This window comes from Sunxiuqinia sp. sy24, from assembly GCF_052677165.1.
The window spans coordinates 260,064-281,871 of sequence record NZ_JBQYLH010000001.1; the positions used below are offsets into that span (position 1 = coordinate 260,064).

A 21,808-nucleotide genomic window follows, 5' to 3' on the forward strand; every position below is an offset into this window, starting at 1 on the left:
TAGAGTGAGTGAAATACCTTCTTCGTATAGCGCGGGGAAGGTATTCTTTTTTATTTTTGAAGAAAAACAAATTGTGGCAAAACGAGAGAAAAAAGGGAAAAGTAAAAGTTCAGCAGGGTATAACCAGAAAGTGGGAGAGGATTTCCTGGCGCTGAATGCGCAAAAGGAAGGTGTGGTAGAGACAGCAAGTGGCCTTCAGTATAAAATTGTGGAAGAGGTGGAAGGCGAAAAGCCGGATGAGCATAGCACACTTTTGATTCATCAGCGGGCCTTGCTCTTGAATGGAACCATTCTGGAAGATACTTACCGTAAAAATAAACCGGATGAGGTGAAAGTTGGAGAGCTGATTGAAGGCTTGCAGGAAGGCTTACAATTAATGGGGAAGGGTAGCCGTTATAAATTCTGGGTGCCGGCAGAACTGGCTTGGGGGCGCAAAGGAACCAGCAATAAAATTCCGCCCTTTGCGGTGCTGTCGTTCGATATCAGGTTGGTTGATCTTGGTGCTTAGTAGAAATAAATAGCCTCCTTTTGCGTTTTGGATTCAAGTTCTGGCATTAATCTTGTTTTGTTGGGAGCTTACAGGGAGTTAGAATAAAATAAACAATAAAAATTGAAGCGTATGAAAACAATTACACGACTTTTAATGATCCTTACTCTTGCTGTTTTTGCAGCTTGTGAAGGGCCAGTAGGTCCTCCCGGACCTCCGGGAGATGATGGGCTGGACGGCCTGAATGGTGAAAACGGCTATCTTTTTGAAATAGAAGGAAGCTTCTCTCCGGCCAATGAATACACCTTGTATTTTCCTTTTCCGGACGGTTTTACGACTTATGATACAGATATTGTGATGGTGTACATTTTGTGGGACCAGGTAGAGTCGGGCACAGGCGAATGGCTGGATGTGTGGCGTGCTTTGCCACAAACCGTTATTGTGAACGAGGGGGTGATTCAATACAATTTTGATTACACCGTGGCCGATGTCGAGATTTTTATTGAAGAGACGGTGGGCGAGCTTTTGCCGGAAGAAACGGATAATCAGGTATTCCGGATTGCCGTGCTGCCAGCTGAGCTGTTGACTAACAAATCGGTTGACATTAACAACTTGGATGCGGTAATGAAATCAATGGATATGAATGGCAAGGCCATTAAAAAAGTGAGCATGACGAAATAGCGAACAAAAGCTGAATAAAAAAAATGGCACTTCAATTCATTGAAGTGCCATTTTTTTTGAGTTAGCCTGAGCTTAATATTCTTTCACTGTTCCGGAGCCGACAATACCTTGGTCAACCAGCGGATTACCTTGGTAGATTACGTTTCCGGAGCCGGCAATACGGACATTCAGATTTTTGACGGCGAATACATCGGCATTTCCCGAACCGGATATTTTAACCATCACATCGGTTGATTCAAAGTTAATGCCCTTGAAATTGCTTGAGCCGGAGAGATTAACAGCGAGGTCGTCAGCAACGCCATCGCCTGCTATATTGATGTTTCCACTGCCCGAAACGGTTGCTTTAACGCGGTTGGCTTTCAAGTCGTCCAGTAAAATGTCGCCACTGCCACTCACCGACAGGTCAAGAATCCGACTTGCAATAGAGCCGTCGTTAATTATTTTACCTGATCCGGAAAGCGACAACGCATTAATTTCGGGTACGGTAATGTATACTTCAATTTTTCCGGGGGTGAATGATTTGAAGATGTAATTCTTGGCTGCAAAGCGAATGATCAGTTCTCGACCCTTCACTTCGGTAATGATTTCTTCCAGGGTTGATGATTTGGCAACCACCTCTACCGATTGTTCTTCACCATGCTCCACATAGACTGTAGCAGGAATCTTCACGGAGATTTCGGAGAATGAAGGTAGCTCTCGGGTTTCTTCGTCGGCCTTTGCTGTCAGGCCAATGCACAAACTAAAGATGGTAATTAAGCTTATTAATTTTGTTTTCATAGCAAGTCATTTTGGGTTTCTATTGATTGTTCACTTTATAAAGACACTCTGAAAAATGAAAGGTTGCATGGGGTGGATTTGGATGCTAGTCCAGGTCTAAAATTCCATCCGGGCATTGGATCACAATTGTCCGCTCGTTTTCATCCAGCTTGACCAGTAGTTCTTCGTTAAACGGAATCAGTACTTCTTTTCCTTGGTATTGAACCTGAAACAAGAGATTACCGCCAAAGTCTTCCACGCGTTCAATGGTTCCGATTTCACCAATTTGTGGATCTGACAACTTAAAGCTGATCAGCCGGTGCAGCGAAAATTCTTCCTCCGAATGAATGAGGTCCTCTTCTTTTAAAAAAACGGAAACACCGCTCAGCTTGCGGGCTTGTTCTTCATTCTCCACCCAATCGAGCTGGACGATGGCCGATTCGGCCGAACGAAAGCGAAGGCCTTCGTCTGCAAGAAAGTAGGGGACCAGCAGGCCATCCAGTTCTAGAAAAAGCGTAGGTTCTTCTTCCAGACTAAGGTCATACTGAGGCTCAAAAATTAATGAAAGTGCGCCTCTGATGCCATGAGGTTTCTGAAAATAGCCAATCTTCTGGCAAGTGTTTTTTTCAATCGTTTCCATGGCTCAAAAATAGGAAACAAGCTTGCTTGAAACAAGTCCGAATCTCAAATTAAATTTGCTAATTATCTTGCGGTTGTCTGCTACGGGTAGCGATGAGTTTGCTTGCTTTGGGTTGAAATTAGACTGTGCGAATCCTTGTCATAGCCAATGGTTTGCCTATTTTTGTAGCGATGAACAATCTTTTCGATATCCAGCAGTTTCAGCAGTTCGATAACATGGAGCTGATTGCCCGTGAAGTGGTGGAAGGTTTTATTACCGGACTTCACCGCAGTCCTTTTCATGGCTTTTCGGTTGAATTTGCGGAGCACCGGCAATACAATCAGGGCGAATCGACCAAGCATATCGACTGGAAATTGTTTGCCCGTTCTGATCGTTTGTATGTCAAGCAATATGAGGAAGAAACCAATTTGAGGTGTCAGCTGGTTATCGATACGTCCTCATCGATGTTGTTTCCTTATGAACAAGGGAAAAACAAGCGATTCAACAAGCTGGCGTTTTCGGCTTACAGCGCAGCTGCATTGATGTATTTAATGCGTCGGCAGCGCGACTCGGTTGGCTTGAGTTTGTTTTCCGATCATATTGAATACCACTCGGAGAATCGGTTGTCGTCGGTGCATGCCGAGCTGTTATACGGCAAGCTGGCGGGATTGCTGACCAAGGGAAAGGAAGATCTTCGAAAGACAACCAATGCCGTTGAGGCGCTTCATCAAATTGCTGAGCAAGTGCATAAGCGATCGCTGATTTTGATTTTTAGCGATATGATGGATGACAGCGAAGACGAGGAGTTGTTTTCGGCCTTGCAGCATTTGCGCTACAATAAGCATGAGGTCATTCTTTTTCATGTAACTGACCACAAACAGGAAAAGCAATTCAATTTTCAGAATCGGCCCTACCGATTTGTTGATCTCGAAAGTGGTCAGCAGTTGAAGTTTTCTCCACACGAATTGAAAGAGAACTACAAAAAAGCCGTTGCCCGGCATTTTGAGCAGCTGAAAGTGAAGTGCGGACAGTACCATATTGATTTGGTTGAAGCCGATATTAATGAAAATTTCAGTCAGGTGTTGCACCAGTTTCTGCGCAAGCGTAAAAAACTCTATTGATTCTTTTTAATTAAGGTGCAGCTGATGGGGTAGTGGTCTGAGTAGTCTACCTTATCCACCTTGAAATTATAGCTTTCATAGCTCGAACTGTGCAGGATGTAGTCAATCCTAAACGAAGGTAGTTTCCCCAGATAAGTGTTGGCAATACCCACTCCGGAACTAACAAAAGCATCGTCCAGTCCTTGTGCTACCGTGGCATAGGTGTAGGAAATGGGGGTGTCGTTAAAGTCGCCGCAAACGATTACTTCGTGTGGTGAATCAGTAATCAGCTGGTGTAGGGTTTCTGCCTGCTCAGTACGTTTAATAAAGGCTTTTTTGAGTTTCGAACCGGTGTATCGGACTTTGCGGTAGCTCTCTTCCTGCTTTTTAAATGAAATGGAATCGAGCGAGTTGATCTCGGCATCGGTAAACCGATAGCTTTCCAGGTGGCAGTTGAATAAACGAAGGGTGTCGTCAGCTGTTTTCAGATCTGAAATAAGAATCATGTTGGCCGAGCCTTCAAAGTGAACCTCTTCCTTGTGAATAATCGGAAAACGGGAATAATTCACCTGCGATCCGGATTTGCTGGCATGGGCATATTTCAAGTCTTTAGGATCAGGCAGTTTTCCTTTGGATGGTTTTTTTGTAAAGCTGTTTTGACCGGAAGGGCGGAACTCCTGCAAGCAAATAATATCGGCTTTTTGGGCTTGAAGGTGTTTTAAAACGTTTTCGGCAACATCGCTTTTTTTGCTGTGCATGTCGCCATAAAAATTCTTCACATTGTAACTGCAAACCACCAGTCCCTCTTCGGTGGTCTGTTTCCCGGTCAATTGGATGTAGTGGGTGAGGTGCGTGTAACCCAACGTGATGGCGAGCACGGATAAAATGGCAAAGCGAGTTTTGGAGAACAACCACAACAGGACAAAAAGAATGTTGAGGAAGAGGAAATAGGGGAAGGCCAAGCCGAAAAAGGCCGGAACCCACCAGTTTGCCGGACTAATATTGACAGCCAGGTAGCTCATTAATAGTCCCAAAATGGCTATCAGATTGAAAAAGAGAATGCTATTTCTGAAAAAGTTTTTCAAAGCGATGATTCATTTAAGCGGAACAGTTTCAACAAATATAAAGAAAAGCCCTTAGGTAAATCAACTGGAAGTTGACTTCAACATGTTACTGTCTGGTATTTTTAAGTACAATGCTGCGGATGTGCTCTTTGGCTTGTTCTGTTTTTCCGAAGCCGGCCTGTGCCGCCAGCCCAATATAAGGCAAGCTGTCGGGATCAATTCCCAGGCGTCGGGCGGTATATGCTTCGGCTGAAACAATATCCCTAGAAATGATCAGACTTTTGTAGTCCTGCACGCCTTGGGGAGTCGCTACCCGGTATGCATCCATGATGTTGAGGCTCGGTTTTTTGTAGTGCAGCAAGTCAAGCATGCTTTGGGCCTCCTCCTGTTGGTATTGGTCAGCATCCCATATCAGCCCTTTCAGGTTGTGGAAAGCTCCAAAATATTCATTGCTTGGGAGGATTTGCGCGGCCGGCACATTAATGATAAGGTCCACCTCCTGCACGAGCTCATGGATTTTTGGGTGTTTCATGACCCGGGCATTGGGGATGTCCACTTCCGGGTATAAAAAATCTTTGTTTCCCGGCAGTATTTTCGCGCCGGCATCTTTTACCATTCGTTCAATGCCGCTTGTTTTGTAGCATTTAGTCCATTTGTCCTGAGTTTGATCGACCAGAAAAACGCCGCGTGATCCTGCTTCGTAGCAGCGTCGAACCAAGCTGGCAAGCAATTCAGGGTTGGTGTTTTGTCCACTTTCAGGAGGCTGATTCCAGCGCATGGTTGGTTTCACCAGAATTTTTTGTCCGGGTTTGATAAACCGGCTCAAGTCGCCAAGGGCTTCCAGTCCCAGGTCAAGCATCTCGGCTGGGCTTCCGCCACGTAAAATAACCAATTCGGTGTTGTTTGCCGCGGCATAGGCTTTGGGAAGGCAGAATAACCCGCCGGTAGCCAATAGGCTCTGCGTTATAAATTGTCTTCGTTTCATAGGGCGTGCTTTACGATCGGAGTCGTTCCGCAAAGATCATGCGGTTTTTTCCGTTAATATCTTTTCTTAGCGTAACGTTTGAAAACCCACTTTCTTTCAATAGAGCCTCTGATTCTTTGCCAAAAGCTTCGTTGATCTCCAAGAATAACTGGCCGCCATCCCGAAGGTGTTTCAAGGCAAATGTGGCCAAGGCCTGGTAAAAAACAAGTGGGTCTTCATCGGGAACAAACAGGGCTCTTGCCGGTTCATTGTTCAAAACCAAATTGCTCATCACTTCTTTCTCCGACTCGGTTACATAAGGCGGATTACTAACCAGGATGTCAATTCCCCCGAAGGATTCGGGAAGGAGCGGGTTTAGTATATTCAGATGAAAAAAAGCGACTTCGGTCTTGTTTAAACCGGCATTCTCTCGGGCAACATCCAAGGCATCTTCCGAAATGTCGCAAGCCAGAATTTCAGCTTTGGGCCAATGTTTTTTCAGGCTGATGGGAATGCAGCCACTGCCGGTTCCTACATCAAGAATACGAGGGGCTGTTGTTTGGCGCGACTTCAGGATCCAGTCCACGAGCTCTTCCGTTTCGGGTCGGGGAATCAATACATTGGGGCTGACCTTAAAAGTTAAGCCATAGAATTCTGTTTCGCCTAAAATGTATTGAATGGGCTCCTGCTTCTTTAGTCGAGCCACAATTTGTTTTATTTCCTGACTTTCCCTTTCTGATAAAACGACGTTTTCTTTCAACATCAGGTCGCTCAGCGTGTAGTGCCGTAGCTTCTCAAAGATGATGCGGATCAGACTTTCAATTTCACCTTCGTGATAAAGCCCGTTTAATTCTTTTCGGATATACTTGATGCTTGCCTGCATTTATTTGTATTTTTGGCAAAGTTAAATTTTTTGGGATGAACACAGCTGAAAAATACATGAACCGGTGTTTGGAACTGGCCCGATTGGGTGCCGGAGATGTGGCGCCAAACCCGATGGTGGGCTGTGTCATTGTCTATCAGGGCAAAATTATTGGTGAAGGTTATCATCAAAAGTGTGGCGAAGCGCATGCCGAAGTGAATGCCATCCGGTCGGTGAAAGACAAGGATTTACTGCCATCGTCGACCCTATATGTGAGTCTGGAGCCTTGCGCTCATTTTGGAAAAACACCGCCCTGTTCCGACCTGATTATTGAACATCGTATTCCGAAAGTGATTGTTGGTTCGGTTGATCCGTTTGCCGAAGTGGCCGGAAAAGGCATCGAAAAAATGCGTAAAGCCGGCATTGAGGTTACGTTGGGAGTGCTGGAAAATGACTGCTTGTGGTTGAACCGGCGTTTTTTCACTTTTCATCAGAAAAAAAGACCTTACCTGATATTGAAATGGGCACAAACCATGGATGGGTTTCTGGATATTGATCGCTCACAAATTACCTTTGGAAAACCTACCTGGATTAGCAATGAGCTATCGCGCAGGCAGGTTCATAAGCAACGGACGGAAGAGTCTGCTATTTTAATCGGTACCAATACGGCGTTGAAAGATAATCCATCATTAACCGTTCGCGAGTGGGATGGCAAGCAGCCTTTGCGTTTGCTATTGGATCGAACCAATCACCTGTCGGAAAAGCTGAACCTGAAAAACGGCAGCTGTCCAACGGTGGTTTTCACCCAGGAAGCAGCCGAATCGAAGCCCAACCTGGAGTATGTGCAGGTTGACTTTCAAGCGAAGGTTATCCCTCAGATTTTAGCGTACTTATATGAGCGCGACATTCAGTCGGTGGTGGTGGAAGGTGGCCAGCATTTGCTGCAATCGTTTATCGATCAAGATTTGTGGGACGAAGCCTATGTCTATTATGGCAATACTTTTTTTGTAAAAGGGGTGCCTGCTCCTCGTTTGCCGGTAGCTCCGGCTAAGTCGGAAGAAATGCACGATACCTTGCTCAAATTCTTTGTTAATCCGGATTAGGGAGCAGTTGCCGGTGACTGGTTTGTTTTTGTTTGCACCCGTCCCGGCCCTGCGCGCGAGTGAGGGTAGCCTAGTGAGGCCGGCTCTCACTCAAATAGCCCGAGGTCCGTTTGCAATGATCCGAATTTTCAGCACTTGCTCAACATATTGAAAGTAGTAAAACAACTTGTGGTTGATCTCCAACCCGTAGTCTGTTTGCGAATCATAGTTGATCTGCCCATCCAGCAATTGCGAGTTGCGTCGCCAAATCGATTGGTAATTCCATGCATTCACATATTGCTGGTTCCAGTTTTCGTAATAGCTTTGAGAATGGTACCACGAGGGTTTGCTGTAGCTGATATACCACGTTTCGAACCCAGGGTCCAACACAATCAGTTCATAGCTAACACTGTCGTTTTCTTCCTTGTCGCTCACTTCATTGAGCTGAATGTTTTGCTGGGAGCTGCATGCGGCGAAAATCAGAATCAGAAGAATAAATATAAAATTTTTCATCACTGCTATTTTGTATTTTTATACGAATAAGGCTGGCAGTTTGTTTATCAGGTGAAAAATACAGAAATTTAGTTGATTGATTTAAAGCTGTCTTGAATGGTAGAATTTCTGAAGGGAATTTGGCACTACACGCCGGGAACCGTTACCCTACTGTATTTTATAACGGTTGTTTTCATTGCTGTTTTCATTGTTCTTGAAAATCGGAGTCCGCTAAAAACCATTAGCTGGGTTTTGGTTTTAGTGACCTTGCCGGTTGGTGGAATTATTATTTATCTGTTTTTTGGACAGGAATACCGGAAGAAGAAAATGTTTTCGAAAAAAGGCTTGTACTACCTTGAGAAATTGCGGAAGCAAATCCAGGATCAGTTGCGTCGGCTACCTCAGAATGAACATCTTTTTAATGAAAAGATCTTGGGTAAACGCCACCTGATGAACCTCTTGTTGTCCAACTCCAACGCTTTACTGTCGAACAATAATGATGTAACTGTGCTGAAAAATGGACACGAGACTTTCCCGGCTATTTTTCAGGCTATTGAAAAAGCAAAAAGCCATATTCACCTCGAATATTATATTGTAGAAAATGATGAATTGGGAGGTCAGCTTAAAGAATTACTCATCCGAAAAGCCGGTCAGGGGGTCGAAGTACGCTTTATTTATGATGATGTTGGTAGTTGGCGCTTACCGAAAAAGTATATCCGTGAACTCAAGGATGCCGGCGTGCAGATCGACTGTTTTATGCGGGTGCGCTTTCCCATGTTAACTTCCCGGGTAAACTACCGGAATCACCGTAAGATTATTATCATCGATGGGGAAGTGGGCTTTACCGGTGGACTTAATTTTGCTGATCGCTACATGCATGGGAGTTATGAGTTGGGCTTATGGCGCGATACGCATTTGATGGTGACTGGCGGCGCTGCAATCTCGTTGCAAATTATTTTTATGGCCGATTGGTTTTTCGTTTCCAAAGAAATATTGAAGGGTGAACGCTATTTTCGTGATCTTCCGGTTGGTGGTGGCAAACTTATGCAGGTGGTGTCAAGTGGTCCCGACTCCGATTGGGAAAGTATTGGGCAAGCTTATTTCTCGGCCATTGCTTCGGCTCGCGAGCGGGTGTTTTTGGCAACTCCCTACCTTATTCCAACCTCCGAAATTATTTATGCCATGAAAACGGCTGCACTTGGTGGAATCGATATCCGTGTGTTGCTGCCCGGAAAGTCGGATGCTTTTTTCCCTAAGTGGGGATCCGACTCCTACGTTGAGGAGTTGATGGAAGCCGGAGTGCGTGTTTATCATTATAAACCTGGTTTTACGCACAGTAAGATGATGGTGGTTGATGGCGTTTTTTCATCCATCGGAACCGCCAATATGGACTTTCGTAGCCTGGAGACTAATTTTGAAGTGAATGCAATGGTCTATGATGAAGAGTTGGCTCGCGAAGTGGAAGTTTTGTTTTTGGATGATTTGGAAAACAGTGAAGAATTAGTTCTTGAAGAATGGACGCAACGAAGCAGATACCGCAAAATAATGGAGTCGTTTGCCCGTATTTTAAGCCCGATGATGTAGCTTGTTTTTTTGCTGGTTTTTATCGTTTTGTTCAAATGGCTCAGGAGAATCTGGAAGAGTCGTTGTTTTTGGAAGTGAGCGAACACAATGCAGGGGACATTCAACTGTGCCGAAAAATCGGATTTCTGCTCACTGGTGAGCGAAAAAAAGATTACACAGATGGGAGTGATGCTTTAGTGATGAGTGCGGAGCTATCCTCGCTTGCTGAAGATTAATGAGAATACCTTCAAATTACTAATTTCAAAATCCCCTAAAAGTATTAACTTTGTGGCCTGAAAATACAGACTGATTTTATGAGCGATAACAGGTACATGGCGCGGGGCGTTTCCGCATCAAAAGAAGATGTCCATCAGGCCATTAAAAATATTGACAAGGGATTGTTTCCTAAAGCATTTTGCAAAATTATTCCCGACGTGCTGGGCGGCGATCCGGCTTGGTGTAACATTATGCACGCCGACGGTGCTGGTACCAAATCTTCCTTAGCGTATATGTACTGGCAAGAAACCGGCGATGTGTCGGTGTGGAAAGGCATCGCGCAGGATGCTCTGATCATGAATATTGACGACCTGCTGTGTGTGGGAGCAACCGACAATATCTTGTTATCGTCAACCATTGGTAGGAACAAAAATAAAATAACAGGCGAAGTTATTGCGGCCATCATCAACGGAACCGATGAGCTTTGCAAGGAATTGCAGGAGATGGGCGTAGGGGTTTACCCTACAGGTGGCGAAACCGCTGATGTGGGCGACTTGGTGCGTACCATCATTGTTGACTCTACCGTGACCTGCCGCATGAAACGCGAAGATGTGATTTCAGCCGATAATATTCAGGCGGGCGATGTGATTGTTGGACTAGCCTCTTTTGGCCAGGCTACTTACGAAAAGGAATATAATGGCGGGATGGGCAGCAATGGCTTGACTTCGGCGCGCCACGATGTGTTTGCCAACTACTTGGCCAAGAAATATCCGGAGAGTTTTGACTCGGAAGTTCCGGCAGAGTTGGTTTATTCCGGTAGCAAAAAGCTGACGGAAACCATTGAAGGACTTGGCTTGGATGCTGGCAAGCTGGTGCTTTCTCCAACACGGACCTATGCACCTGTAATCAAGAAAATGTTAGATGATCACAGGGCTGACATTCATGGAATGGTGCATTGCTCGGGCGGCGCACAAACGAAAGTTTTGCATTTTGTTGATCATGTGCATGTGATTAAAAATAACCTTTTCCCCGTTCCTCCGTTGTTTAAACTAATTCAGGAAGAATCGAAAACCGAGTGGTCCGAAATGTACAAAGTGTTTAACATGGGACATCGCATGGAAATCTACCTGAAACCTGAATTTGCGGAATCAATCATCGAAATTTCAAAATCATTTAACATCGATGCGCAAATTATTGGTCGGGTTGAAGCCTTTGACGGGAAGAAATTAACCATCGAATCTGAATTCGGCACATTCGAATATTAGCACCGATAGCCTTCAGTAAGAATGAGAGGGACAAAACTCAACGCAAGCTTGTGAGTATTATCTCTATTGGAATTTGGATTTTTAACTTGGAATTTGGAACATAAAATATGGCAGACCATTCAATATTAGAAAAATACGAAGCTATTCAGCACCGGCTGGATGAAGTTGGACAGCAAATTACCGATCCTTCGGTAATGGCTGACATGAAGCGATACGTGAAATTAAGCCAGGAATATAAGCGGTTGGAATCGTTGGTGAAAGCCTTTAAAGAGTACCGCAGCCTGGTTGAAAATATCGAGTCGGGTAAGGAAATGCTGGCACAGGAAACCGATGAGGAAATCCGTGAGATGGCCCGCGAGGAGATTGACGCCAGTGAAGAACAGCTTCCGGCCAAGGAAAAAGAAATTAAACTATTGCTGGTTCCGGCCGATCCGGAAGATAGCAAGAATGCCATTTTGGAAATTCGCGCTGGAGCAGGAGGCGATGAAGCCAGTATTTTTGCCGGAGACTTGTTTCGCATGTACTCGAAGTATTGCGAGAAAAAAGGCTGGCGCATGGAGGTCACTACCGTAAATGAAGGCACTTCGGGCGGATACAAGGAAATTGTAGCAACGGTTACCGGTGAGGGTGTTTATGGTGTGATGAAGTATGAATCAGGCGTACACCGGGTACAACGCGTACCTCAAACCGAAACACAGGGCCGGGTGCATACGTCGGCTGCTTCCGTAGCCGTACTTCCTGAAGCGGAAGAGTTCGATATTGAATTGCGCAACGAAGACATCCGTCGCGATGAGTTCTGTTCGTCAGGTCCTGGTGGGCAGTCGGTGAATACCACGTACTCGGCTATTCGTTTGACACACATCCCTACCGGGATTGTGGTGCAATGTCAGGATCAGAAATCGAAACTCAAAAACCTGGATAAGGCCATGGTTGAGCTGCGGACACGTATTTACAATATGGAACACCAGAAATACCTGGATGAAATTGCTTCGAAACGGAAAACCATGGTTTCAACCGGCGACCGTTCAGCAAAAATTCGTACCTATAACTGGCCGCAAGGTCGGGTGACTGATCATCGGATCAACCTCACGCTTTATAATTTGCAGGCGATTATCAATGGCGATGTCGATGAAATTATTGAAAAGCTGATGGTCGAGGAAAACTCAGAAAGACTGAAAGAAGCAGAAATTTAAAGATAAAAATTAGTGAAGGGGTGGCTTAAGTCACCCCTTTATTAAAACAGCATAAACATGAACCGCGAACAATTATTTGAACAGATCAAAAAAAAGAGGAGTTTTTTATGTGTAGGACTGGATTCTGATATCCTGAAAATACCGGCACATTTGAAAGAAACTTCTGACCCGATCTTTGCTTTCAACAAGGAAATTATTGATGCTACTCAAGACTTATGTGTAGCGTATAAACCCAACCTGGCTTTTTACGAAAGTCTGGGAGTTACGGGCTGGGAAAGCCTGGAGAAAACCGTGCATTACATTCGTGAAAAGTATCCCGAGCAATTTATTATTGCCGATGCTAAGCGTGGCGATATTGGAAATACGTCGAACTTGTATGCTCGGGCATTTTTCGATCGCATGGACTTTGACGCGGTAACCGTTGCGCCATACATGGGCGAAGATTCGGTTAAGCCATTTATGACTTACCTCGATAAATGGGTTATTCTGTTGGCTCTGACTTCGAATAAAGGCGCTTTCGATTTTCAGTACCTGAAGAATGAGGCTAATGGCGAAATGTTGTTTGAAACCGTTTTGAAAACTTCGCAGCAATGGGGCGACACCGACAATATGATGTATGTGGTAGGTGCTACTAAAGCAGAAAAATTGGAAGAAATCCGGGCTATCGTGCCTGATCATTTCTTGCTGGTTCCCGGTGTTGGCGCACAGGGTGGCAGCTTGGAAGAAGTAGCAAAATATGGCATGAATGGCCAGTGTGGTTTGTTGGTTAATTCGTCGCGTGGAATTATTTATGCTTCGAATGATACAGACTTTGCTGAAAAAGCCCGCGAAGCAGCGATGGAAGTACAAGTAGACATGGAAGAATTGTTGTTGGAAGCTGAGTTGCTGTAAAAACTTTACGCATAACATAAAACCAACCCGGAGTTCTGAATGAGCTTCGGGTTTTTTGTTGTATTAAAAAATCAGGCTGATCAACAGGTATTTCAGTAATAGACCGAGCAAGCTGTAAAAAAGCGTTTCTTTTATATTGTGCTTGAGCATGCCGGCGGCCAGTAAAATAACGGGGGAGGAAAGCGGCAGCAGGTTGAAAACAAAAATGGTGATGTTGCCGTATCTTCGGATTTCCTCTTTGGCTTTTTCGTAGCGTTGGCGCCCAATTAGCCTATCGATGATGTGGGTGCTGAAAAAGCGACCGATGTAATAATCAATTACCTGTGCGGCCAGCGCTGTAGTGATCGCCAGCAGATTCAGCAGGTACGCATCCATGCCCGATGTCAGGTAATAAATAAACGCCAGTTCTACTGGCATGACCAGAAAGAACAAATAGCCTGAAAAATTAACCACAGCAAACGAGAGCAGGGTGTGTTCGCGGTGTCCATATATCTCCTTCCCAACCGTAAGTGAAACAATGGTTACAGCCAGTGCTGCCAGAATGAGAAAGGGCAGTATTTGTTTCAATTTGAAGTAGGACTTGTTCATGATATTCATTTCCTTCCAGATTAAATTTACCAGCTTTTTGTCGTAAATACATGCTTGAGCCGGGTCTTTTCTTTGGAATGATGTTCCAAAAACGAATTTTCAGGAAAGGGCAGCTCATTTTTTTTGTGTGTCAGAAAAAGGAAAGAGACAATAGGAGTATTAGCAAACGGTTAAATTAGCTTGTTGATGGGCGCTTTAATACTAAAAATTGTAGCTTTGTGGTTTGTTCTTTTACGACGCTGTAATCCGTTCTCTTTTTAGTGTTTGAGTTACTTAAATAGAAAATAATAGGAAACAGCGATACGATTCTACTATTCATATTTAAACATAAAATATCGTGAGATTAATTATTCAAGAAACACACCAGGTTGCATCGCGTTGGACAGCCAACTACATTGCACGCAAAATTCAGTTGGCCAACGCTAGCGAAGAAAAGCCATTTGTGCTGGGTTTACCAACAGGATCATCTCCGCTGGAAACTTACAAGGAATTAATTGCATTGCACAAAGCAGGAAAAGTGAGCTTTAAAAATGTAATTACCTTCAATATGGATGAGTATGTGGGGATACCTAAAGATCACCCTCAAAGTTACCACTCATTTATGTGGGATAATTTCTTTTCGCATATCGATATTCAGGAAAAGAATGTTAACATTCTGAATGGCAATGTAACGGATGTGAAAGCGGAGTGCCAGCGCTACGAGGACAAGATTAAATCGGTTGGTGGAATTGATTTGTTTTTGGGCGGAATTGGTGCTGACGGACACATTGCTTTTAACGAACCCGGTTCGTCATTGGCATCGCGTACGCGCGATAAAGAACTGAATTACGACACCATGGTGGCCAATTCACGGTTTTTTGATAATGACGTGAATCAGGTGCCAAAAAGTTCACTAACAGTTGGCGTTGGAACCGTTTTAGATTCAAAAGAAGTGGTGATTATTGTCAACGGATTGTCGAAAGCCAGAGCTTTGCGCCATGCTGTTGAAGAAGGAGTGAACCACATGTGGACCATCAGCGCACTGCAACTGCACCCCAAAGGAATGATTGTTTGCGATGAGCAGGCAACTTATGAACTGAAAGTGGGAACTTACAAACACTTCAAATCAATTGAAATAGATAATCTGGACGCGGATAAATTAGCCGATTCAGATTTGGTTTGGTAGTTTGAGTCAGCTAAATAAAGCATTGAAAGGACGATTGCAATTACCCGGTTAAAGGGGTGGCAGTCGTCCTTTTTGTTTTGTACAACAGGCTGCCACCAGTTTGTGCTTTTCGGATCTTAGCTTTTGCTATGGTGTGAAACTTGAAATTTAAACAAAAAATAAGCACTATCTCATAAACTGTGTAAAGTCTAAAATACCGAGGGTTATCTCCCGGTATTTTCTTTTACTCAGTTCATGAGATAATGCGGTGTTTATCTAGCATAGTAATTAGTATCAATATGCTGTAAGTTTGATATTTTTTGAATGTAATTTTACCGATAAACCGGATTTACCCATTTTTCTTTAGGATGATACTTACTTTCTGCAGCCCAACGTATTCCGCGTTTTTGTATTTCCAGTGGTTCGCCCTTGAAGTCGGACATTACGTGTCCTAACGATGAGTAGAATATACGCCCCTTGCCAAAATATTTTTTCCAAATCACAGGAATAACACATTTGTCAATCCATGATGTATTGTCGCCCGAAAATTCAGTGATCGCAAGTACATTTACATTTGGATCTATATGCATATAGTATTGTTCTGAGTGCATTGAAAAATCCTTCAATCCTTTGGTAATTGGATCTTTGTGGTTTGTTATCTCAACCGAATAGTCGAGAACTCCGCCAGGGTGTGCTACCCATTGCCCGCCAACCATAAACTGGTATTCTACATTATTGCGGAACGAGTCGCCAATTCCACCGTGCCATCCAGTAAAGCCAACGCCTCTTTTGACAGCTGCCAACAAGGCTTTTTCCTGTTCTTTTGTAATTTCGCCCATCGTCCACATTTGGATGATCAGATCGAGCGAATTCATTAGCTTTTCATTCAGATAAGAGTCGAGTGTATCAGAGACCGTTACTTCAGCACCTTCTGATCTTAACCAGGGAACAAACACTTCAACCGATTCAGTTGGTTCGTGTCCTTTCCATCCACCATAGACATACAGTACTTTTTTCCCTTTTAATGAAGGTTGTTCTTTTTGTTTTGATGTCGCCAAGACGGCATTGGGAACTAACAATGCTCCTGTTCCGGCTGCTATCGTTGATTTTACGAAATTTCTTCTCGATAAAGATTTCATCTATTTAAATTTAGTTATTACGAAGTCGAATTTTGAGATAGTTAAAATCCCAGTGAATTGTAATTCACTGGGATTAAACTAAAACTACTAATTAACATCTACCAATCTAAGAATCAAATATTGTACTATAGTTTATACCCGTTTTCGTATTCACGGTGATAGAACTTTTCAGCTTCCGGATCATTTATGAAATACTGTTTTTCAGGAGACCAGGCAACTGGTCGTTTTAATTCATAGGCAATGTTTCCAAGTATACTGCAAGTAGCTGTTCTTTGTCCAATTTCAACCGGAACGATTGGGTCAATCCTAGCCCTAACAGCATCAATGAAGTTTTCTAGGTGTCCTGGACTTTTTTCATACAAGCCAGCTTCTACTTCACGCTTTTCGGGCAACAGCGATGGATCGGAAGCGGCTATACTACCGCGGCTAACTTCGATCCAGCCATCTTCACCCCAGAATTTTACTCCACGTGTTTCTTTGTCATCATACGCTTCGTTGGTCATGGTAATACCATTGTCGTATACATAAGTAAGATATTTAGTGTCTTTGTAACCCGGAGGAATAACTTCTACAGGTCCACTGTGATCTTTTTTCAATCCCCACTGGCCAATGTCGAAATTATGTGCACCCCAGTCGCATGTAAAACCGCCGCCAAGTCCCTTGTAGTAGCGCCATCGGGCCCAAAAAGTTTCTTTTGTCGGTGGATTAATTGTTATTGGAGGATTTAATGCTGAATTGTAATGAACAGATGGCATGGGACCTAGCCATTGTTTCCAATCCAAATCTGCAGGAATTTGTTCTTCTGGTAAATCGTAAATGGATGGACCTGGACCTACGAAAGCATTCACTTTCGTCAACTTACCAAATTCTTCGCGATGAACCATATTTACAGCATGTTGGTAATTGCTATCAGAACGTTGTTGGCTCCCGGTAGCAAAAATTATATTATTTCGGCGAACAGCAGCTGCAACCTTAATACTTTCCTTGATGGTATAAGTAATTGGTTTCTCTTGGTAGATATCTTTTCCTGCATTACAGGCATCAATAGCAATAAGTGCATGCCAATGGTCGGGCGTTGCTATTACAACAGCATCAATATCTTTTCTGTCAATTATTTTTCTGTAATCTTTGTATGTTTCTACTTCAACTTTCGTATTTCTTGCGTTATAAAACTCGTTAACTTTCAATTTAAAACGCTCTCTTTTGATTCCGTAGACATCGGCACCTGCAACAATTTTAACACCTTTTATTCTGCTGAAACCATTCAACAGGTTCATCGCTTGCTGGCCAAGACCGATAAATCCAATTCGGATCGTGTCATTGGCTCCCATTCCAAAACTTTTGGTATAAGGCAGCAAAGTTACACCAGCTGCACCAACCAACGAGTTTTGAAGAAATCTTCTTCTTGAAAAATTACTCATTTTGAAATTTTTAATTCATTTGTAAGATCTATTCTATAGTTTATTGCTTGAGTAGATTACTGTTGCTCTTTTTGAGCGTCATAACAAATGTTTGCAATCTATTCAATATCAATTATATCTACTTTAAGTGAAATTGTAACAAAGAAATACAACATCGTTCCGCATCAATGTCCGTTATGTTCTGCTCTGTTCTGGTTCAAATATATAGATATTTATCTGCATTGCAAATGTTTAACAACATAACGAACACTAACGTACTGTTTCGAACACCGTACTTAAATGTAACAAGAAACAACGTTATCTGATCATTGATGATAATGATGTTTCTAATTATTGTATTTTTTGTAATACGCACTTGTAAAAAGAATCTGTTAAGATATACTCCCTATCTGCTCACAAATACTTGTATTCTAAGGCAAGCCCGATCCATGTAACTATAAGGAGGCGGAGTGAAGCCTTGACTTTTTAATGTTTTGCGACCAGGCTTTTGCTTTTTCTTGACTGACCTGAAGCTACCAGACAATGGATTTATTTCCAATTTCTTGTTGGAACAAAAGGATTAATTGTTTGATCTGTTTCATGCGTTTGAGTTTTTCTTCTTTCTGAATCATTGCTACTAGTGAACTAATAGAAATATAGGAGAAAGTCAGGACTTTATTCCGGCAAAGCCAAGTGGCATTATGGGATAATTGACCACTTTTTTGTTTTGTACAACAGGCTGCCATCAACTGATATTTTCCATAACTTTAATGGAAAATAAGTCATTATGAACGAGGTATTTCTTCAGTTTGTATGGAAACACCGACTGTTTAATGCAACTAGCCTGAAAACCGAAGACGGGGAAGTGGTTGAGGTGGTTCATCCCGGACAGTCCAATACCGATGCGGGCCCCGACTTTTTCAATTCCCGCATTAAGATTGGTGATACCACCTGGGCTGGCAATGTCGAGATTCATCAAAAAGCGTCGGACTGGTACGTACACCAGCATGAGCAGGATGCGGCCTATGATAATGTGGTGTTGCATGTGGTGCGTGAAAACGATGCTGAGGTGAAAACAACAGGGGGCGAAGTCGTTCCTGCGGTGGTACTCCATTATCCGGTTCATTTGGAAGAAAATTATCACAAGTTGTTGCAGTCGGACCGATGGATTGCTTGCGCCGATCGTTTTCATGAAGCTGATCCTATGGCTTTGCAGATTCGGTTTCATGGCTTGATGGTGGAGCGATTGCAGCAAAAAACACAGGCCATTGTTGATCAGTTGCAGCAAAATAAGAACGACTGGAACGAAACCTTTTACCAGTTTTTGGCTCGTAACTTTGGCTTGAAAACCAATGCTCTTCCGTTCGAACTGTTGGCAAGGGCTTTACCCATTCAAATTTTGGCGAAGCACAAGAATGATCTGTTTCAGCTTGAAGCTTTGCTTTTTGGAACGGCCGGCTTGTTAAACGAGCAGTTGTTGGGTGATGACTATTTCCTGTCACTTCGGAAAGAATACGTATTTTTGTATAAAAAATATCGGTTAAAGCCTATTGAAGCCTATCTTTGGAAGTTTCTGCGCCTGCGTCCTGTCAATTTTCCTACTGTTCGGCTGGCACAGTTTGCAGCCCTGGTGCATCACTCTTCCGCCTTGTTTTCCAATTTGGTGGAAAAAGATAATATGAGTGAAATCCGCGAATTGTTTCGGGTTCAAGCGTCTGATTATTGGGATACTCATTACCGTTTCAACAAAGCTTCGGGCAAACGACCCAAAGTGTTGGGCGATGTTGCTTTTCAGAATATTTTAATCAATACGGTCGTGCCTTTTTTGTTTGTCTATGGCGAATATCATAATCAGCAACAGTTAAAAGATAAGGCTTTGATGTTTTTGGAGAAATTACCGGCAGAGAACAATTCCATTATTTCGAATTGGAAAGAACTGGGGGTATCGGTTCGCTCTGCTTTTGACAGCCAGGCTTTGATTCAATTGAAAAATAGCTATTGCACACCGAAGAAATGCCTGCAATGCCATTTGGGGGTGAAGCTCATTAACCATACGCTTGAAAATGGGAATGAGCTAAATCCTCAAAGATTGTGAGGATTTGGCTCATTCCTATTGCTGGCTGCTTGTCCGTTTATTTATTCTAGCGAACAATGGGATCATTCGCAGGTGTTAAATGTAGAATTAATACACTTCCAGGTTTGAGAGAACCGGACAGGCTTTAGAATCGAGGATTCGGATGCGAAGCTGACTTGTTTTCACCTCATCGACCGGAACAATACGCTTGTAGCCAATGGTAGTTGCCTCGCCAATCTTTTTCCACGTACCGTTGATGTTGGCTTCCAGGCTAAAAGCTTTCACCCGCTGTCCCAGTTGGATGTATTCCTGCAATAGCACGTAACTGATGGTTTGCTCTTGTCCCAGCTCTACAAGCAGTTCGGCTGTTTGCTGATTGTCGTCCGTTGTCCAGTAAGTTTCAGGCTTGCTGTCAGTCAGGTTTTGTGCCCCATAAACCGCAGCTTCTCCTCGTGTTGCCGATGCTTTTACCGGAGCATTGGCCGCCAGGTTGTTGGCAAAAGCTTCATCCAGCATGGCTTTCCACTTCCGCAGCGATGCCACATCGTTTTCATGAATCAGGCCGCGTCGGTCGGGTGGCAGGTTCAGGAGTAAATTGGAACCGCGTCCGACAGATTCCAGATAAATCTTAAACAGGTTTTCAGCTGAGCGAACCTTGTCGTCTTCATGCGCATGGTAAAACCAGCCCGGGCGGATCGAGACATCCACTTCAGCGGGTACCCAGTTTGTTCCATCTTCTGAGCCGCGATTGAGCAGTTCGGTAATTCCCGGTTTTCCGGCATACAAGGTGTCCGTACTGATGGTGTTCCAGTTGGTTTCGCCAACGAAGCCGCGCTCGTTGCCACACCAGCGGATATCCGGACCTGCATCGCTGAAGAAAATAACTTCAGGTTCAATTTCGCGAATCATTTTCAGTGTTGTTGGCCAGTCGTAATAAGTTGCTCCTTCAATTTTGCGTTTCTCGTTTGCCCCGCCATAATAGCCATCGCCGCCATTCGCTCCGTCGAACCACATTTCGAAAACCGGTCCGTAGGCGTGAAACAGTTCTTTTAGTTGGTTCCGATAGTATTCAACATAGGCGGGAGTGCCGTAGTCCGGATGATTGCGATCCCAAGGTGACAGGTACACGCCAAACTTTAATCCGTACTTTTTGCAAGCCTGGTAAACTTCTTCTACTACGTTGCCTTTTCCATTTTTGTAAGGACTGTTGGCAATGTCGTGTTCTGTGTACTCGCTGGGCCACAGGCAAAAACCGTCATGATGCTTGCAGGTTAGGATAATCCCTTTAAGCCCGGCTTCCTGGATTGTTTTAGCCCATTGCTCGGGATCCAGATTGGTGGGATTGAAAACGGTTGGGCTTTCATCGCCAAATCCCCACTCCTTACCGGTAAAGGTGTTGGTGGTGAAATGGATAAAGGCATATTGTTCCAGTTTGTGCCATTCGAGTTGGCGGGCTGTGGGAGTGGGGCCCACGGCGGCAGGAGGGGGAGGAACTTGCTGTGTGCAGCCGGAAAAGCTGATCGCAAGTAACATGAGTCCGATTAACAGATTGATTCCGGCGGTTTTGCTTGGTTTGCTTAATGTGGCCACAATGCATGGCGTCAATTTGGATGTTTTAAAAATCATAGTATTCAGGTTTAATGAGTTGTGTTAAAATTAATAAAAAGAATAGCTTATTTGTGCTGTCCTGTGCTGAATTTGGGGAAATATTTCAAAGGATTCAAAATGAGGCACTTTTTTAGCTGGAAAATCAAAGGTTGAGATTGAAAATCAAAGAATATTCATTACTTTTGCGGAAGTTTTTTGAAATTAATTTTAAGCGGTTGTTATTGAAAGCGATGCAGCGGCTTAAGAATTGTATCACCATTTAAAAAGAAAAAAATGTATTTAACTTCTGAAACGAAAAAAGAGTTTTTTGAAAAGTTTGGTAAAAATGCAGAGGATACCGGTACTGCTGAAGGACAAATTGCTTTGTTCTCTTTTCGTATTTCTCACCTCACTGAACACCTGAAGAAAAACAAAAAGGACTATAGCACACAGCGTGCCTTGGTTCGTTTGGTAGGTAAGCGTCGTAACTTGCTTGACTACTTGAAAGATAAGGATATCGAGAGATACCGTGCGATTATTAAAGAATTGAAATTACGTCGATAATTTTTATAGCGAAAGGGCAATAGTTTTATTGCCTTTTCTTATTTTTGAAATCCCCACCACCATTCGACTTAGTTCGT

Annotated in this window: 22 protein-coding genes; 12 read left to right on the top strand and 10 right to left on the bottom strand. The window is 43.6% G+C overall.

Going from position 1 to position 21,808, the window contains the following annotated elements:
- The first annotated feature begins 4 nt into the window (after nucleotides 1-4).
- On the top strand, nucleotides 5-508 hold the full coding sequence (locus ACUNWA_RS00990) for an FKBP-type peptidyl-prolyl cis-trans isomerase (RefSeq protein ID WP_445590005.1): 504 nt from the start codon (nucleotides 5-7) through the stop codon (nucleotides 506-508).
- Between the two features lie 111 nt (nucleotides 509-619).
- Nucleotides 620-1,168: a hypothetical protein gene (locus ACUNWA_RS00995; RefSeq protein WP_445590006.1), complete on the top strand. Its 549-nt coding sequence runs from the start codon at nucleotides 620-622 to the stop codon at nucleotides 1,166-1,168.
- Nucleotides 1,169-1,240: 72 nt separating this feature from the next.
- On the opposite strand, the gene ACUNWA_RS01000 is transcribed toward ACUNWA_RS00995, so the two are convergent.
- Complete coding sequence (locus ACUNWA_RS01000) at nucleotides 1,241-1,945, bottom strand: head GIN domain-containing protein (protein ID WP_445590007.1); 705 nt, start codon at nucleotides 1,943-1,945, stop codon at nucleotides 1,241-1,243.
- 85 nt (nucleotides 1,946-2,030) lie between these two features.
- On the bottom strand, nucleotides 2,031-2,564 hold the full coding sequence (gene rimM, locus ACUNWA_RS01005; protein WP_445590008.1) for a ribosome maturation factor RimM: 534 nt from the start codon (nucleotides 2,562-2,564) through the stop codon (nucleotides 2,031-2,033).
- A 125-nt stretch (nucleotides 2,565-2,689) separates the two neighbouring features.
- Between rimM and ACUNWA_RS01010 the strand changes: the two genes are divergently transcribed.
- The gene (locus tag ACUNWA_RS01010; protein ID WP_445590009.1) at nucleotides 2,690-3,664 is read left to right on the top strand and encodes a DUF58 domain-containing protein; all 975 of its coding nucleotides are present in this window, start codon (nucleotides 2,690-2,692) and stop codon (nucleotides 3,662-3,664) included.
- Here ACUNWA_RS01010 and ACUNWA_RS01015 read toward each other — a convergent pair.
- From ACUNWA_RS01015 to prmC, 3 genes are all read right to left on the bottom strand, one after another.
- Complete coding sequence (locus ACUNWA_RS01015) at nucleotides 3,658-4,728, bottom strand: endonuclease/exonuclease/phosphatase family protein (RefSeq protein WP_445590010.1); 1,071 nt, start codon at nucleotides 4,726-4,728, stop codon at nucleotides 3,658-3,660. The genes ACUNWA_RS01010 and ACUNWA_RS01015 overlap by 7 nt on opposite strands.
- 85 nt (nucleotides 4,729-4,813) lie before the next feature.
- Nucleotides 4,814-5,692, bottom strand: coding sequence for a DUF362 domain-containing protein (locus tag ACUNWA_RS01020; protein ID WP_445590011.1), 879 nt, complete (start codon nucleotides 5,690-5,692; stop codon nucleotides 4,814-4,816).
- Nucleotides 5,693-5,702: 10 nt separating this feature from the next.
- A complete protein-coding gene (gene prmC, locus ACUNWA_RS01025; protein WP_445590012.1) occupies nucleotides 5,703-6,554 on the bottom strand; it encodes a peptide chain release factor N(5)-glutamine methyltransferase in 852 nt (283 codons plus the stop codon).
- Between the two features lie 35 nt (nucleotides 6,555-6,589).
- Here prmC and ribD point away from each other — a divergent pair, with 35 nt between their 5' ends.
- Entirely contained in the window at nucleotides 6,590-7,636 is a 1,047-nt protein-coding gene (gene ribD, locus ACUNWA_RS01030) for a bifunctional diaminohydroxyphosphoribosylaminopyrimidine deaminase/5-amino-6-(5-phosphoribosylamino)uracil reductase RibD (RefSeq protein ID WP_445590013.1), read from the top strand.
- Between the two features lie 90 nt (nucleotides 7,637-7,726).
- On the opposite strand, the gene ACUNWA_RS01035 is transcribed toward ribD, so the two are convergent.
- Nucleotides 7,727-8,128, bottom strand: a complete 402-nt coding sequence (locus ACUNWA_RS01035) for a DUF6146 family protein (RefSeq protein ID WP_445590014.1) — start codon at nucleotides 8,126-8,128, stop codon at nucleotides 7,727-7,729.
- Between the two features lie 96 nt (nucleotides 8,129-8,224).
- Here ACUNWA_RS01035 and cls point away from each other — a divergent pair, with 96 nt between their 5' ends.
- From cls to pyrF, 5 genes are all read left to right on the top strand, one after another.
- The gene (gene cls, locus ACUNWA_RS01040; RefSeq protein WP_445590015.1) at nucleotides 8,225-9,691 is read left to right on the top strand and encodes a cardiolipin synthase; all 1,467 of its coding nucleotides are present in this window, start codon (nucleotides 8,225-8,227) and stop codon (nucleotides 9,689-9,691) included.
- A gap of 35 nt (nucleotides 9,692-9,726) precedes the next feature.
- Nucleotides 9,727-9,906, top strand: a complete 180-nt coding sequence (locus ACUNWA_RS01045) for a hypothetical protein (protein WP_445590016.1) — start codon at nucleotides 9,727-9,729, stop codon at nucleotides 9,904-9,906.
- Nucleotides 9,907-9,984: 78 nt separating this feature from the next.
- On the top strand, nucleotides 9,985-11,151 hold the full coding sequence (locus ACUNWA_RS01050; RefSeq protein ID WP_445590017.1) for an AIR synthase related protein: 1,167 nt from the start codon (nucleotides 9,985-9,987) through the stop codon (nucleotides 11,149-11,151).
- A gap of 107 nt (nucleotides 11,152-11,258) precedes the next feature.
- On the top strand, nucleotides 11,259-12,344 hold the full coding sequence (prfA, locus tag ACUNWA_RS01055; RefSeq protein ID WP_445590018.1) for a peptide chain release factor 1: 1,086 nt from the start codon (nucleotides 11,259-11,261) through the stop codon (nucleotides 12,342-12,344).
- Nucleotides 12,345-12,401: 57 nt separating this feature from the next.
- The gene (gene pyrF / locus ACUNWA_RS01060; protein ID WP_445590019.1) at nucleotides 12,402-13,235 is read left to right on the top strand and encodes an orotidine-5'-phosphate decarboxylase; all 834 of its coding nucleotides are present in this window, start codon (nucleotides 12,402-12,404) and stop codon (nucleotides 13,233-13,235) included.
- Between the two features lie 63 nt (nucleotides 13,236-13,298).
- Here the strand turns inward: pyrF and ACUNWA_RS01065 are convergent, their stop codons facing one another.
- Nucleotides 13,299-13,832 carry a DedA family protein gene (locus ACUNWA_RS01065; RefSeq protein ID WP_445590020.1) on the bottom strand — a complete coding sequence of 178 codons (534 nt, stop codon included), beginning with the start codon at nucleotides 13,830-13,832 and terminating at the stop codon, nucleotides 13,299-13,301.
- Between the two features lie 328 nt (nucleotides 13,833-14,160).
- Between ACUNWA_RS01065 and nagB the strand changes: the two genes are divergently transcribed.
- Nucleotides 14,161-14,988 (top strand): glucosamine-6-phosphate deaminase, encoded by an 828-nt coding sequence (gene nagB / locus ACUNWA_RS01070; protein WP_445590021.1) that lies wholly within the window; start codon nucleotides 14,161-14,163, stop codon nucleotides 14,986-14,988.
- A gap of 311 nt (nucleotides 14,989-15,299) precedes the next feature.
- On the opposite strand, the gene ACUNWA_RS01075 is transcribed toward nagB, so the two are convergent.
- Nucleotides 15,300-16,106 (bottom strand): ThuA domain-containing protein, encoded by an 807-nt coding sequence (locus tag ACUNWA_RS01075; protein WP_445590022.1) that lies wholly within the window; start codon nucleotides 16,104-16,106, stop codon nucleotides 15,300-15,302.
- A 125-nt stretch (nucleotides 16,107-16,231) separates the two neighbouring features.
- The gene (locus ACUNWA_RS01080; RefSeq protein ID WP_445590023.1) at nucleotides 16,232-17,527 is read right to left on the bottom strand and encodes a Gfo/Idh/MocA family protein; all 1,296 of its coding nucleotides are present in this window, start codon (nucleotides 17,525-17,527) and stop codon (nucleotides 16,232-16,234) included.
- A 766-nt stretch (nucleotides 17,528-18,293) separates the two neighbouring features.
- Here ACUNWA_RS01080 and ACUNWA_RS01085 point away from each other — a divergent pair.
- Nucleotides 18,294-19,601, top strand: coding sequence for a DUF2851 family protein (locus ACUNWA_RS01085; protein WP_445590024.1), 1,308 nt, complete (start codon nucleotides 18,294-18,296; stop codon nucleotides 19,599-19,601).
- 87 nt (nucleotides 19,602-19,688) lie between these two features.
- Here the strand turns inward: ACUNWA_RS01085 and ACUNWA_RS01090 are convergent, their stop codons facing one another.
- Nucleotides 19,689-21,206, bottom strand: coding sequence for an alpha-L-fucosidase (locus ACUNWA_RS01090; RefSeq protein ID WP_445590025.1), 1,518 nt, complete (start codon nucleotides 21,204-21,206; stop codon nucleotides 19,689-19,691).
- Between the two features lie 255 nt (nucleotides 21,207-21,461).
- Here ACUNWA_RS01090 and rpsO point away from each other — a divergent pair, with 255 nt between their 5' ends.
- Nucleotides 21,462-21,731, top strand: coding sequence for a 30S ribosomal protein S15 (gene rpsO / locus ACUNWA_RS01095; RefSeq protein ID WP_445590026.1), 270 nt, complete (start codon nucleotides 21,462-21,464; stop codon nucleotides 21,729-21,731).
- Nucleotides 21,732-21,808 lie beyond the last annotated feature (77 nt).

Excerpts from the sequence above, each read along its gene's own strand:
- rpsO (WP_445590026.1), top strand. The coding sequence starts at position 21,462 with ATGTATTTAACTTCTGAAACGAAAAAAGAGTTTTTTGAAAAGTTTGGT.
- ACUNWA_RS01050 (WP_445590017.1), top strand. The coding sequence starts at position 9,985 with ATGAGCGATAACAGGTACATGGCGCGGGGCGTTTCCGCATCAAAAGAA.
- ACUNWA_RS01080 (WP_445590023.1), bottom strand. The coding sequence starts at position 17,527 with ATGAGTAATTTTTCAAGAAGAAGATTTCTTCAAAACTCGTTGGTTGGT.
- ACUNWA_RS01075 (WP_445590022.1), bottom strand. The coding sequence starts at position 16,106 with ATGAAATCTTTATCGAGAAGAAATTTCGTAAAATCAACGATAGCAGCC.
- pyrF (WP_445590019.1), top strand. The coding sequence starts at position 12,402 with ATGAACCGCGAACAATTATTTGAACAGATCAAAAAAAAGAGGAGTTTT.
- prfA (WP_445590018.1), top strand. The coding sequence starts at position 11,259 with ATGGCAGACCATTCAATATTAGAAAAATACGAAGCTATTCAGCACCGG.
- ACUNWA_RS01065 (WP_445590020.1), bottom strand. The coding sequence starts at position 13,832 with ATGAATATCATGAACAAGTCCTACTTCAAATTGAAACAAATACTGCCC.
- cls (WP_445590015.1), top strand. The coding sequence starts at position 8,225 with ATGGTAGAATTTCTGAAGGGAATTTGGCACTACACGCCGGGAACCGTT.
- ACUNWA_RS01035 (WP_445590014.1), bottom strand. The coding sequence starts at position 8,128 with ATGAAAAATTTTATATTTATTCTTCTGATTCTGATTTTCGCCGCATGC.
- prmC (WP_445590012.1), bottom strand. The coding sequence starts at position 6,554 with ATGCAGGCAAGCATCAAGTATATCCGAAAAGAATTAAACGGGCTTTAT.
- rimM (WP_445590008.1), bottom strand. The coding sequence starts at position 2,564 with ATGGAAACGATTGAAAAAAACACTTGCCAGAAGATTGGCTATTTTCAG.
- ACUNWA_RS01085 (WP_445590024.1), top strand. The coding sequence starts at position 18,294 with ATGAACGAGGTATTTCTTCAGTTTGTATGGAAACACCGACTGTTTAAT.
- ACUNWA_RS01045 (WP_445590016.1), top strand. The coding sequence starts at position 9,727 with ATGGCTCAGGAGAATCTGGAAGAGTCGTTGTTTTTGGAAGTGAGCGAA.
- ribD (WP_445590013.1), top strand. The coding sequence starts at position 6,590 with ATGAACACAGCTGAAAAATACATGAACCGGTGTTTGGAACTGGCCCGA.
- ACUNWA_RS01000 (WP_445590007.1), bottom strand. The coding sequence starts at position 1,945 with ATGAAAACAAAATTAATAAGCTTAATTACCATCTTTAGTTTGTGCATT.
- ACUNWA_RS01020 (WP_445590011.1), bottom strand. The coding sequence starts at position 5,692 with ATGAAACGAAGACAATTTATAACGCAGAGCCTATTGGCTACCGGCGGG.
- ACUNWA_RS00995 (WP_445590006.1), top strand. The coding sequence starts at position 620 with ATGAAAACAATTACACGACTTTTAATGATCCTTACTCTTGCTGTTTTT.
- ACUNWA_RS01090 (WP_445590025.1), bottom strand. The coding sequence starts at position 21,206 with ATGATTTTTAAAACATCCAAATTGACGCCATGCATTGTGGCCACATTA.